Origin of the sequence: Chryseobacterium aquifrigidense, from assembly GCF_006716485.1 — a bacterium.
GTDB lineage: Bacteria > Bacteroidota > Bacteroidia > Flavobacteriales > Weeksellaceae > Chryseobacterium > Chryseobacterium vietnamense.
Window position 1 is genome coordinate 361,053 of record NZ_VFPD01000003.1, and the last position, 13,750, is coordinate 374,802.

The window sequence follows — 13,750 nt, forward strand, 5'->3', positions numbered from 1 at the left end:
AAGATATGTTTCATTTTTTCGATCGCTAAGGCGTTCCACTTAGCTAGTGTAAATTCTCTGCTGAATGAAGTGTCGCTGCGATCGGAAGACTAATCAATAGTAATAGATTTCATTGCGTACGTAGCGTTTTTATAAAAATCTTTTTAACGAGAAGTTCGCAAAGTTTCTATTAGGATGATTTTCATTTTTTGATCGCTAAGGCGTTCCACTTAGCTAGTGTAAATTCTTTCCTGAACGAAGTGCCTTTGCGAGCGACAGACTAATCAATAGTAATAGATTTCGTTGCGTACGTAGCGTTTTAACTATTTATTTTTGAAGTTAACCTGCTATAAAACAATGTTTTTTATGGGAATATTCTTAAATTATCATAACTTTAGATGAGGGATAGAAAGAAACGATAACTGTTTTTTACAAAAACAAAGTCTATTATTTTTGTGGACTAATAAATATATTCTACATTTGCACCTTGTAAAAAACATAAATGTTAATCAAATTCTAACCTATGAAAAATAAGAAAACTATTCTTTCGGCCTCTGTTTTATTTTTCCTCGGCGTATTCACTTACGGACAGGAAAAAGACAGCATAAGAGCAAATAAGGACACTATAAAGACCAATAATGTAGAAGAAGTAGTAGTACTGGGTTCTAGAGCCGGAGCAAGATCTAAAGTAGACAGCCCGGTTCCTGTAGATGTATTCAACGTAAAAGAATCTTCAATTATCCTTCCACAAACCAATATCGGACAAATCCTGAATGCGGTTGCCCCCTCATTTACTTCTACAATTCAAACGAATTCTGATGGGACAGACCATTTGGATCCCGCTCAGCTGAGGGGTTTAGGGCCAGATCAGGTTTTGGTTTTGGTGAATGGTAAAAGAAGGCATACTTCAGCATTAGTCAATGTAAACGGAACACCCAGAAGAGGTACCGTAGGAACCGATTTGAATGCCATTCCGTCTTTCGCTTTGAACAGGATTGAAGTTTTAAGAGACGGAGCTGCCGCACAATACGGATCCGATGCCATTGCCGGGGTGATCAATCTTGATCTGAAAAGAGACACAGGAAAACTGGCAGGGCAGATCAGCTATGGTGGAAACCTTACGCCAACGGCTAATGACCATACCGGAGATTTTGACGGCCAGAATATTCAGCTGGATTTGAACTATGGAAATAAAATAGGGACCAAAGGTGGTTTCTTTAATATTACCTGGTCTTCACAATTCAGAAATCCAACGTACAGAGCAGGAACAGAAAGTGGTCCGATTTACAATGCATATAATGCTATTGAGCAGCGTGCCTTGAATGACGGAGTGAACCTTTCTTCTCTTTTCACGAATATCAACAATACCCCCAATTCACAACAGATTGTAAATTATATCCATCAGTATGCTCAGAATGTAAGCTATTTTTCTCAGGATTTGCAAAATTCAATTCAGGGAGCCAATACCATTTCTGCGTTACAAAGTATTTTGAAGCCTGGAAATTTTACCAGAGATCAGCTTAATTACTTTACGGATCAGGAATTGGCTTACAGAGGACAGGAAAGGAAGGATTTTAATATGCAGGTAGGTCAGTCTAAGCTTAACAATCATCAGCTGTTTGTGAATGCTGAGATCCCTGTAAGTGACAACTGGAAAGTATATACTTTTGGTGGTTACAGCATAAGACACGGAACTTCTGGAGGATTCTACAGAAGACCAACTGAAAACAGAACCTTTACAGGATTATATCCAAATGGTTACCTTCCGCAGATAGGGACCGATATTCAGGATATCTCATTAGCTGCCGGAATCAAAGGAAACTGGGATGGGTGGAATATTGATTTCAGTAATACATACGGACAGAATTCATTTACCTACAATATTCAGAATACAGGAAATACCTCTTTACGTTTTGCTTCACCAAGGGAATTTAATGCTGGAGGACTAAGATTTTCTCAAAATACCATCAATTTAGATTTTTCTAAAAAATATGATGTATGGGAAGGAATCAACGTAGCATTTGGAGCGGAACACCGCTATGAGAATTTTAAAATTACTCAGGGAGAAGAAGCTTCTTATGCAACCTATGATGTTTCAGGAAATGTGTGGAACGGAAATTCTGTAAGACCTACAGATTTCTTCGGAGCATCACTTCCGGGAGGATCACAGGTATTCAACGGATTTAAACCAGGAAATGCTGTGGATAAAAACAGACAGTCGGTAGCAGCTTATGCAGATGTAGAATTTAACTTTACCAACTGGTTATTGGTAGATGCTGCAGCGAGATATGAAAACTATTCGGATTTCGGGTCTACATTCAATTATAAACTGGCTTCAAGAATCAAGGTAGCACCAAATTTCAATGTGAGATTTGCAGGATCTACAGGATTCAGAGCGCCATCTATTCACCAGATTTATTATAATGTAACCTCTACATTGTTTACGAATAATCAACTGTTGGAAGTAGGAACTTTCAGTAATGATTCTCAGCTGGCAGGATTGCTGGATATGCCTAAACTGAAGCAGGAAACTTCCAAATCAGCAAGTGTAGGATTTACTTACAGAATTCCTTCGGTAGGACTTAGTTTTACTGCGGACGGATATTTCACGAGAATTGATAACCGTATTATTCTTACCGATCAGTTCCTGAAAGCAAGCGTTCCTCAAAAAGCTCAGGAGGCTTACGACCAGTTAGGAATCAATGCTGCGCAGTTCTTTACTAATGCTATTGATACGGAAACAAAAGGCCTGGATCTAGTGATTTCACATAATGCAAGATTCTCAGGATTTAAACTGGATAATAACTTTGCCATTAACCTTAATAAAACAAAACAGGTTGGTGATATTCATTCTGCAGGACTTTTACAGTCGCCACAACTGGAGAAAATATATTTCTCTGAAAAATCGAGAGTATATCTTGAAGAAGCTGTCCCTAGAGTGAAAGCCAGTCTTTCTCATACGCTTTCCTGGAAGGGGGCAAGTTTATATCTGAGAAACACCTATTTCGGAAAAGTGACAGGTGCTGATATCATTGATGTGAACGGAGATGGAATTATTGATTTTAATGAACACCAGCAGATCGGAGACAAGATCATTACCGATCTATCTGCAGCCTATCAGTTTACCAAAAATGTAGGATTGACTTTAGGCGTAAACAATTTGTTTGATATTTACCCAACGAAAAACCTTACTGCTTCTACCAATAACGACCAGTTCATCTATTCAAGATCGACTTCACAGTTTGGGCAGAACGGAAGATATGTTTTTGCAAGATTGAATTTCAATTTTTAAATAAAACAAAAGATAATGCTATAAAAAACAGTTCAGGAATCCTGAACTGTTTTTTCTTTATATAATATGAATTAAACTTTTATTTTGAACCATTAAGATGTAATAAGAGTTTAAGAGTATTAAGATAAGTTTTGTTTTAAGCTTAAGAATCAGAATGATTCATCTTAACGTTCCTTATTTCTTAAATCTTTCTTAATGGTTTTTAGTTTGTAAATCTTATCTTTCCACGAGTTCCTTTACAGGTTCCCCATAATGATCAATCTCTGTTGTGTTGATCTGAAGAAGCTGATACCACTTTCTGAAAGCTCCAATAAATACAATAAGCATCAGAACCATTGCTGTCACCGCTAAAGCAGCCAGTAAAAACTGTCCCTTAGGAATATAAATAGCAGTCACCTGAATATAACCGGCCCAGAAGGTAATTCCAGCCATAAAAACACCCGGAATAGCTGAGCATAATGCATATTTTCCCCTGTTCATTCTGATGAGCATCGTTGTACAGACGATAAGTCCGCAGGCTGCCAGCAGCTGATTACTGATTCCGAATAATGGCCAGATACTGTTTACATTTCCAGTGTACACCAGATATCCCCAGGCAAAAGTGAAAAGAAGACTGCTGATAATAATCCCCGGAATCCAGTTTTTATCATTAAATTTTGGAACAACAGACCCGAGCATTTCCTGTAAAAAGAAACGTCCAACCCTCGTTCCGGCATCAATGGCAGTAAGAATAAATACCGCTTCAAACATAATAGCGAAATTATACCAATAAGCCGTAAGCTGATCCATATATGGAATTTTATTAAAGATATGGGCCATTCCCACCGCCAGAGATACTGCGCCTCCCGTTCTCCCATAAAGATCAATCCCGATTTTCTGTGAATAATAATCAATATCTACTCCGTGCAAAGACGGATGTGCCGCCAGAAATGAATCATAAGCTTCTTTGGGAGTGTTGATCGCAAAATAATCACCCGGCATCAGGGTACAGGCAGCGATAAGAGCCATCAGTGCAACAAAACCTTCCACAAGCATTGCTCCATAACCTACAAAAAGAATTTCTCTTTCTTTATTCAACATTTTGGGTGTTGTCCCTGTAGCAATCACCGCATGGAATCCGGAAATCGCTCCGCAGGCAATTACGATGAAGATAAAAGGAAGTACCGGACCGCCAATAATAGGACCACCTCCATTAACAAAAGCTGTAATAGCCGGCATCTGTATCGTAGGGTGGATGACAATTACCCCGATAGCCAGCATAATAATAGTTCCTATCTTTAAATAAGTTGAAAGATAATCTCTCGGAACCAAAAGAAGCCATACCGGTAATACGGAAGCAATAAAACCATACAGGGGAATCGCAATAGAAATCGTTTTAATATCCCAGGAAAACAGACCATTCATCGTAGGATTCTGCATCAGCGTGTGTCCCCCGATAATCCCTGCCACCAGAAGGATTCCTCCCAAAATACTTGCAAAAAGTACACTGTTCTTTTTATATCGCATAATCAGCCCCATAATGATGGCAATAGGCATGGTAATCACAACAGTAAAAAGAGACCATGAAGCTTCATGCATCGCATTAATACAGGCTAAAGACAAACCTGCCAGCGTAAGGATCAAAATGAAGAGGATCGCAAAACCAGCTACCGTACCCGTTGCTTTTCCAATTTCTTTAGAAGCAATAGTTGCAAGACTCTGACCTTTATGCCTCACTGAAGCAAAAAGTACAATCATATCGTGTACCCCGCCGCCCAGCACGCATCCTATTAATATCCATAAAGCTCCCGGAAGATACCCGAACTGGGCTGCCAAAACAGGTCCTACCAATGGTCCGGCAGCGGCAATAGCCGCAAAATGATGCCCGAAAAGTACATTTTTATTAGTAGCCACATAATCTTTACCGTCTGCAAATTCTACAGCAGGTGTCGTATTTCCGTCATTGAGCCTGAGAACTTTATTGGCAATGAAAATACCATAAAAGCGGTAAGCTATCGCAAAAAGAAGAACAGATACAAAGATAAGCGTAAGTGCGTTGATATTGTTTAAAGATTCCATATTCTTTATTTTTGTTGATGAAAAATTAAATTATTGGTGTTTTTATTGTTAATAATTTAAACAATGACCAAGGTAATTAATTCTCAATGAAAAATATCAATATGTATATCAATCTAGCAAATTTATTGTATCTGTATATGTTATTGTTTTGATTTATAGTTATTTGAATTGTATTTTGATGAGGGTGTATATATTACTTCTTCTGTGAAAGAATGAATTCCACCATCTGATCCGTAAGTTGATCCAGATAAGCTTTATCAGTTGTACCAAAGCCATGCACTCCGCCATCAATGATGATCAGCGAGTTCTGTATTTTAGCCCTGTTTAATTTTCTGTGAAGCTTTTTAGACTGGTTTAAAGGAACCACTTTGTCATTATTTCCCTGAACAATTAATGTAGGAACACCACCTGAAACAAAATATACAGGAGAAAGGGTTTTAAGGTAATCAATAGCTCTGTCCTGATCTTTTCTTATATCATATCCCGAAATTCCTTTCACCAGATTTTCCTGTAAACCAACTATTTTTTTAGACATTAAACCAATCATGGCTACCGGTATGGTCCCTAGTTTTGTATGGAAAAGTTTGTTGAGGTCTGCTGGACCATAATGGTCAATTACATAATTTACTTTAGCAGAATAAGACGAAAGCTCAGGATTACCTGAATAAGTATTGTCTGGTGTGTAAGCTGCCATCAGGGATAGGTGAGCTCCGGCAGAAGCTCCGAACAACCCAATATTATTTGTGTCGAAATGATACTGCTCTGCATTTTTTCTTACCCATCTTACAGCATCTTTGGTATCTTCCAGAGGCAATGGAAAATGAGTGCTGTCATTTAAAAGGGTATAATTAATACTGATTACCGCATATTGCTTGGCCATGAGCTTTGCAATGGTTGTTTCAACATAATTATCTGAGTGAATTATTTTATCACCTTCTATCCATCCACCTCCGTGAACATAGATCAGCACAGGAAGGAGCTTGTCTGCAGCAACATTTTTAGGCGTGAAAACGTCAAGTTGAACAGGATTCCCTTTCCTGTTGGTTTTATATACAATATCCTCAGATAAATTGGCTATTTCGGGAAGTAATGTGCTTTTTACAGGAGGAGTCTTAACCTGTACCTGCGAGAAATTCTGTGAAAAAGATAAATTAGAAAGGCTTATGAATAAAACAAAAAACAGGTTTGTGAAAAACCTGTAGATTGATATGTTGTTTGTCGATAAATTCATAATAAATTTTTTAAGGAGGTGTTACTTTACTAACTCCTCAAAAAGCTTACCAAAAGTAGCATTCAGGTCTTTGGATTTTCCCGGATGAGGTCTTGAGGTTTGTACAACAGAACTTCTTACTGCTGTAAGCCATCGGAAACGCTCCGGAATATCCATAAAAGCAATAGGACCGCCATCTTTCTCACCATTCGCAATTTTCTGAAAGCTTTCCAGATTATGGATGATATCTTCGTAATCAAGCTTGCTGTGCATCAGTTTAAACTTATCCAGACACAAATAGAATTCCACTCTGATGAATTTCTCCTTCTTGGAAAACATCACCAGCCCGATATTGAAAAACTCTTCTCTTTCAACCTTAGGTACCAGGCGTATTACCGCATATTCATATATTTTATCCTCTTGCATTTTTCGCTTCGTTTACAAAGATTTGAGAATTTTCTAATCTGGTTTTCATAAACTGAAAATAGATCTCACGGATTTCTTCCGGTGTTTCGTCAGCATCATTCCAGTGTAACCAGTCTTCAGGAATCATATTGACAATGTCTCTGAAAAGAGTATCATTCAAAACTTCATGGGCAAACTGATCCGCTTCATCAAGCATTTTTGCTTTTGGCAGCAGTACATGGTCTTTCACATATTTGAAAGGTGTTTTGGCAGCTGCATCAAAATTCTGCCAGGAGTGGTGGAAGTAGAATGAAGCACCATTATCGATGATCCAAAGTTCTTTATGCCACATCAGCATATTGGTATTTTTAAAAGTACGGTCTATGTTGGTAATGAATGCATCCAGCCATACTATTTTTGAAGCCAGCAGCGGATCTACACTTACTCCCGGATCATAGGTAATAGAACCGGAAAGATAATGTAATCCAAGATTCAGACCTTCAGAAAACTTCAGAAGATCCTGTATTTCCTCATCGGCTTCCGTTCTTCCGAAATCAGCATCAAGATTGATGAAAACAAGTTCAGGAATTTTAAGTCCCAAAGCTTCCGTAATCTTTCCGCCCAACAGTTCGGAGATCAGCATTTTTACTCCATGACCTGCACCACGGAATTTTAATACATATTTGAAATCATCATCAGCTTCTGCCAGAGCCGGAAGAGATCCTCCTTCTCTCAGGGGCAGAATGTAACGCATCACGGTTACAGTTCTTAAATTCTGCATACAGCAAAAATAAGCTTATTTTTTAATAATTTTTTTAGTGAATTCCTTTTCACCTGTTTTATATTTCAGGAAGTAAACTCCGCTCGTCAAATGTTGAAGTGAAATACTGTAGCCATTCTCCGTGTTATTCAAATGATAAAGAATGATTTTTCCTGAGGCTTCTGTCAGTGAAACGACTTCAAATTTCTTTTTAGAAATAATGTTAATAAGGTTTTGAACCGGATTTGGATATATTTGAATTTCGTTTTCTATAGTTGTTTCCGCGGTATTTAATGTATTTACAACCACCAGCTTTGTTTTGGTAGTTGTTGCTCCACAGGCATCAGTTGTCAGTTTAACATTATAATTTCCTCCTGCAGTATAAGTATGCGCCGGATTTTCCAAAGTAGATGTTGTACCATCACCAAAATCCCATAAATAAGAAGCTGCATTCTGTGTGGTATTCGTAAACTGAACGGTTCCTGCACCGGTAAGCTGATACGTGAATCTGCTGTGAACATCATTGTTGGTTACATACCATTTACCAGGCTGGTTATATACTTCTGCTTTCACTATTTCTTTGATCAGCTGAGCCTGTGACGGAGTAAGATTTCCATTAAAAGGAATCTGGGTAGGATCTTTTTTGAATATAATCGTATAAAATGTATACGCAGCCGCCATAGAACCAATATAGCTGGGATGTGATTCATCCTGATCATACAATTCAATGGCTGGGTTTTGTTCTCTGATCGTTCTCCAGACTTTGCCTACGGGAGAGACAATACCTTCATTGTTCATTGCCATTTCCATGTAACGGTTATAAATCTGAGTATCCATTCCCTGATAGGTACAGACAGCCGGAAGCCCTGGACAGTTCGTTGCATCTCCGTTTTTACGGCCCCAGGTCATATAAAAAATAACATTTCCACAGGGATTTGATGTTTTAATTAAATTAGAAAGCTGAAGTGCATAAGGATACACCTGGTTTTGAACCTGTGAATCCGGGAATGACGGAAGCTGGCTTTGTTCCTGCAATACTACATAATCCCAGTTTCCCTGATTGATGTCCGAAATAACATTCGGGTTATTGGAGTGATCCTGCAGCGTAGCACCTCCCGGAGTTTGGCTGTGATGCTCGAAGACATCGCCATTAGCTGTGGCAATACTTTGAATAAGACCGGGTAAATTATTAACGTAAGTGTAGCTGTTCCCGATGAAGAAGACTCTTTTGGTCGTCTGGCTTAAGGCAAAAGAAAAAGTAATTAAAAATAAAAAAAGTAGAGTTTTTTTCATAAATTTCAGTTTGAATTAATCCCATAAATATAAATAATATTAAATAAAACCCGTTTATTTTATGAATTTGATTATCGAAAAGAATATATATGTAGAAAATAAAGAAACAAAAGGTTTTCTTGCTGATATTTTTTATCCCGATACTGAAAAAAAACTTCCCCTCGTCATATTTGTTCACGGATATAAAGGGTATAAAGATTGGGGTGCCTGGAATCTGATGGCCGAAAAGTTTGCAGAAGCAGGCTTTTTCTTTGTTAAGTTTAATTTTTCACATAACGGAACTACAACGGATGATCCTTTTAACTTCGGAGATCTTGAAGCTTTTGGCCGGAATAATTATTCTAAAGAACTTTCTGATCTTGGAGTGGTCATTGATCACTTCAGTAAAGATTCACATGTGGACGATGAAAAAGTTGTTCTGATCGGTCACAGCAGAGGAGGAGGAATTTCTATTATTAAAACTTTTGAAGACGAAAGAATCAATGGATTGATTACTTTGGCCAGTGTAGATACTCTGGATCGTTTTCCAAAAGGACAAGCTTTTGAGAACTGGAAAAATAATGGAGTATATTATGCACTGAACGGCCGTACCAAACAGGAAATGCCTCATTATTATCAGTTTTATGAGGATTATGAGAAGGACATTCATCGCTTTGATGTTGAAAGAGCTACAGAAATGGCCAAAGCTCATATGTTGATTATTCATGGAACAGAAGATGAAGCAGTAGAGGTAAAGCAGGCTGAACATCTCCATATTCTTCATCCCAATTCTGAGCTGTTTCTGATTGAAAATGCCAACCATACTTTCGGAGCGAAAGAGCCGTGGACAGAAAATGATTTACCAAAAGATCTGCATGCTGTCACCGAAAAATGTATTGATTTTATAAAAGAAAGATTGAAATAAAACACTTAAAACTACGTTATTAGAAATTAACCACCATATCAGTATAATTATGAAAAAAATTATTGCAGGCGTATTTGCGCTTTCACTAGGTGTTGTTTCATGTAAAAAAGAAACAAAAACAGAATCTTCTGTAAGCAGTGATACTTTAGCTACGGTAATGCCTAAAGATTCCGTAACCACCCCAAAAACAGATTCAACCACAACGGCAGCAGCTCCTTCCGCTCCTGCTCCAGAAAATATTATCACGAAGAATGTAGGCAAATATCCTCATGATATTAAATTCTTTGAGGATAAAGGTATTTCAGAAAGACTGAAGAAACTTACTGGTGCCCAGTATGATGAGATGGTAAAGAATTTCAATGTAGAAAGTCCTATTACTTCAGAAAATGGAATCTATAAACTGACAGGATGTAAGCAGCACGACTGCCCGGGATATGCTACAAGCATTTTCTACGATGCTAAAAATGATAATCTGAACGTTTCTATAGATAAAAACGGTAAAGCAACTGAATTTGCTGAAAAAGGAAAAATTACTGTTTCAGAGTCGCTTAAATCCAAATAATAAAAAAGGAGTGAAACTTTCACTCCTTTTTTATTGATGATCAATAGATGTGTTCTATGAGTTGGTTGTAACCGCATTCTTTTTTACTGCCTTTAAAAGGCTTCTGAAGTTTTTCATGGTCATCATTTCTGTTGAAGGATCGAAGATGGTTACCTTTTGATCTTTTTCCACCGAAACTTCAGAATATGCTTTAAGAGAATACATTTTCTTCATCGTACTAATATCATAAACGTCCATTATTGCAAAAGTTTCATTTTTTTTATATTCATACTGAGTTCCAAGTGAATTGTCTAAACCGTTTCGCACTTTCATGGTGTAGATGTTTACCAGAAAATTAAAATCAGAGTTGTTTTTTAATACCTCAAGATCTTCAGTTTCCGGTTCAAAAGGAATACTGTTTTGAATGATGTTTTCTGCTTTTGCCGTTTTCAAGTCAAAGGCATTGCCATTGCTTAGATCCTGGAATAGTTGAAGTGCTTCTTTACTCATCATTTCCCGGTGGTGCGAATCTACATCTGTTTTGATGTTGTTAATCAGCCACTTTTTGTCCTTCGAAAACACCAATGATCTACTGTAAATCCCGTAATCTTTTTTTACAGGATAATAGCAGGACTGTAATATGATTAGGAGAAAAAGGAAGAAGAAATATTTTTTCATCAATATATTCGGATTATTTAATTAAAACCTTCCACGCTTCTTCAATTTTACTCTCCAGAAGTAATTTCTGGGCATCAAGATGGATGTTTTCATCGGCATGAAATTCTCCGGCAGGTAATACTTCCGTATTGGCAAGCATTCCAAGGTCATTTCCTGTAAAAACTTTACTGTATTTAATAGAATCTGGGAGCAGATCGAAACCGATTCCTTTTGTTACCAAAGGTTTTGGCACTTCAAAAAGACTGTTTTCGTTGCTTCTGGAATACCAGTTGCTGCCTAAACGGGCTACCATATCCAGTTTTTTCTGATCGAGATTTCCTGCTTCGTTCAGATATTCTTCTCTGATATGGATTTTCTGAACCTCACAAATTACCAGATTTCCTGCTCCACCCTGGTCGCCTAATGATTTTACCTCTAAAACTTTGCATTCAAAGTTAACGGGGCATTCTTCAATCAGTTTAGGCTGTACAAGATCTGCCTCTTTCATGGTAAGACCGGATTTGATAAACTCATTCACTCCGGTTTCATATTCTGTAGATGCCAGAGAGATCTGTTGCACAATCGGAAAATTGACTGTTCCGATTACTACTTCAGGGACTTCAAGAACATTTTCCAGCGTATGTTTGGTGGTGTTGTCACGCACTCTTCTTGATGGCGAAAAGATCAGAATCGGAGGAACCGTACTGAACATATTAAAAAAACTGAACGGAGATAAATTATTATTACCGTCTTTATCTACTGTGGAAGCCAATGCGATGGGGCGTGGTGAAACGGCCGTCTGCATAATGGTCTGTAGTTGTACGGAAGTTATCTCGGAGGGGATTAGTGTTTTCATGTTTAAGTTAACTGTAAAAATGATAAAACCACAAAAGTCACAAAAGTTTTAGATGAATAGCTTTAAGCTTTAAAGATCAAAAAAGCATGTCGTAATACTTATTTACGAAAGTTTCCTGTCCGTCATGATAAAGATTTTTTACGTTAAAATTCACTAAAATACCTTTAGGTTTCTTCATTAAGTTTATATAGTTGAGAAGTTGTGCTCTATGAATATCATTTAATTGAGAACTGATTTGAGCTCAATCACAATTAAATCCTCCACTAAAAAATCACAAAAGAAATCACAATCCATTTCTTTTCCTTTATAATTGACAAGAATCTTCAGTTCAGATTTAAAACTAATATTTCTTAATCTGAATTCTTCTTCCAGACATTTATGGTATACGCTTTCCAATAAGCCAGGCCCTAAAATTTTGTGAACTTCTATACAAGCACCATTTATTTTATAGGTAAGATCTGTTAAATATGACTGCGTAATCATCAATTCTTTTGTGACTTTTGTGGTAAAAGAAATTAAAGTGCTGGAATAATTTTACCGGAAACTTCCCCGAAACCTACTCTTACACCATCTTTTTCTGCCCATGCTTTCATGGTAACCGTATCGTTATCTTCAATGAATTTTCTTTCTTCGCCGTTGCTTAATGACAAAGGATTTTGTCCTCTCCATGTCAGTTCAAGCATAGAACCGAAAGATTTCGGGTCACTTCCGGAAATGGTTCCACTGGCGTACATATCACCAACTTCTACGTTGCAACCGTTTACGGTGTGGTGTGCCAGTTGCTGGGTCATATTCCAGTACATGTGTTTGTAGTTGCTTTCACAGATCAGGTTCTGATCTCCATTTTCAGGCTGGATATATACTTCAAGGTTGATATCGTAGTTTTTATCACCTTCAAATTTTAAATAATCTAACACTTCAGGATCCTGAGTTGGAGAAGCAGTTCTGAATGGTTCCAAAGCTTCAAGCGTAACTACCCATGGAGAAATAGAAGAACCAAAGTTTTTCGCAAGGAATGGCCCTAGCGGAACATATTCCCAGGATTGAATATCTCTTGCAGACCAGTCATTGAAAACGACCATTCCGAAGATAGCATCTTCTGCATCTTTAGTAGAGATACTTTCTCCCATCTCCGTATTTTTGTTGATGATGAACGCTATTTCCAGTTCAAAATCCAGTTGTTTAGATGGTCCGAAAACCGGTTTATCTGCATCTGCAGGTTTTGTTTGCCCTTTGGGACGATTGATCTCTGTTCCTGAAACTACAATAGAGGATGCTCTTCCGTGGTAACCTACCGGTAAATGTTTCCAGTTGGGTAATAAAGCATTTGCAGGATCACGGAACATTTTTCCTACGTTGGTAGCATGTTCGATGCTGCTGTAGAAGTCCGTGTAGTTCGGGATATGTACAGGCATCATCATTTTTACTTTATCCAGATCATAGAAAGCTTCTTCAATAGTTTTCTGATCTTTTGATAAAATTGATCCTTCCTGTAATAAAGTTTGGATTTTAGTACGAACAGCGTTGGTAACCGGTTTTCCCAGTTCGATAAATTCGTTGATGGTATAGGCTTCAAAAACATTGTCGTCTAATCCTTCAATATCTTCAAAATAACCAAGATCGTACAACGTAGCAAGATCAATGACCTGATCTCCGATTCTTGTACAGCATCCGATATATTCTTTGTTAAAAACTGCGACTCCGAAAGGAATATTGTGTATAGAAAAATCCGAATTTGAGGAATAGTCTACAAATGATTTCATAAGTTTAGATTTTAGTTAGATTCAATATCATC

General features: G+C 37.6%; 11 protein-coding genes and 1 pseudogene. 3 read left to right on the forward strand and 9 right to left on the reverse strand.

Going from position 1 to position 13,750, the window contains the following annotated elements; translation table 11 throughout:
* Positions 1-502 precede the first annotated feature (502 nt).
* Positions 503-3,271 (forward strand): TonB-dependent receptor plug domain-containing protein, encoded by a 2,769-nt coding sequence (locus FB551_RS20400; RefSeq protein ID WP_142018742.1) that lies wholly within the window; start codon positions 503-505, stop codon positions 3,269-3,271.
* A gap of 216 nt (positions 3,272-3,487) precedes the next feature.
* Here FB551_RS20400 and FB551_RS20405 read toward each other — a convergent pair whose 3' ends face one another.
* The 5 genes from FB551_RS20405 to FB551_RS20425 form a co-directional block, all read right to left on the reverse strand.
* Positions 3,488-5,329 carry a carbon starvation CstA family protein gene (locus FB551_RS20405; protein WP_185150227.1) on the reverse strand — a complete coding sequence of 614 codons (1,842 nt, stop codon included), beginning with the start codon at positions 5,327-5,329 and terminating at the stop codon, positions 3,488-3,490.
* A gap of 193 nt (positions 5,330-5,522) precedes the next feature.
* Positions 5,523-6,560 (reverse strand): alpha/beta hydrolase, encoded by a 1,038-nt coding sequence (locus FB551_RS20410; RefSeq protein WP_142018743.1) that lies wholly within the window; start codon positions 6,558-6,560, stop codon positions 5,523-5,525.
* A gap of 21 nt (positions 6,561-6,581) precedes the next feature.
* Entirely contained in the window at positions 6,582-6,965 is a 384-nt protein-coding gene (locus FB551_RS20415) for a DUF3037 domain-containing protein (RefSeq protein WP_142018744.1), read from the reverse strand.
* Positions 6,952-7,725 (reverse strand): HipA family kinase, encoded by a 774-nt coding sequence (locus FB551_RS20420; protein WP_047429333.1) that lies wholly within the window; start codon positions 7,723-7,725, stop codon positions 6,952-6,954. The genes FB551_RS20415 and FB551_RS20420 overlap by 14 nt, the downstream gene beginning before the upstream one ends.
* A 15-nt stretch (positions 7,726-7,740) precedes the next feature.
* Positions 7,741-8,997: a PKD domain-containing protein gene (locus FB551_RS20425; RefSeq protein ID WP_142018745.1), complete on the reverse strand. Its 1,257-nt coding sequence runs from the start codon at positions 8,995-8,997 to the stop codon at positions 7,741-7,743.
* Positions 8,998-9,058: 61 nt separating this feature from the next.
* Between FB551_RS20425 and FB551_RS20430 the strand changes: the two genes are divergently transcribed.
* Both FB551_RS20430 and FB551_RS20435 read left to right on the forward strand, forming a co-directional pair.
* Positions 9,059-9,901 (forward strand): alpha/beta hydrolase family protein, encoded by an 843-nt coding sequence (locus FB551_RS20430; protein WP_047429336.1) that lies wholly within the window; start codon positions 9,059-9,061, stop codon positions 9,899-9,901.
* A 49-nt stretch (positions 9,902-9,950) separates the two neighbouring features.
* The gene (locus FB551_RS20435) at positions 9,951-10,463 is read left to right on the forward strand and encodes a hypothetical protein (protein ID WP_052186917.1); all 513 of its coding nucleotides are present in this window, start codon (positions 9,951-9,953) and stop codon (positions 10,461-10,463) included.
* Positions 10,464-10,517: 54 nt separating this feature from the next.
* Here the strand turns inward: FB551_RS20435 and FB551_RS20440 are convergent, their stop codons facing one another.
* From FB551_RS20440 to fahA, 4 genes and pseudogenes are all read right to left on the reverse strand, one after another.
* Entirely contained in the window at positions 10,518-11,120 is a 603-nt protein-coding gene (locus FB551_RS20440; RefSeq protein WP_142018746.1) for a hypothetical protein, read from the reverse strand.
* Between the two features lie 13 nt (positions 11,121-11,133).
* Complete coding sequence (locus FB551_RS20445) at positions 11,134-11,955, reverse strand: flavin reductase family protein (RefSeq protein WP_047429340.1); 822 nt, start codon at positions 11,953-11,955, stop codon at positions 11,134-11,136.
* 76 nt (positions 11,956-12,031) lie between these two features.
* Positions 12,032-12,438: pseudogene (locus FB551_RS20450) on the reverse strand (GxxExxY protein).
* A gap of 32 nt (positions 12,439-12,470) precedes the next feature.
* Positions 12,471-13,718, reverse strand: coding sequence for a fumarylacetoacetase (gene fahA, locus FB551_RS20455; RefSeq protein ID WP_142018747.1), 1,248 nt, complete (start codon positions 13,716-13,718; stop codon positions 12,471-12,473).
* Positions 13,719-13,750 lie beyond the last annotated feature (32 nt).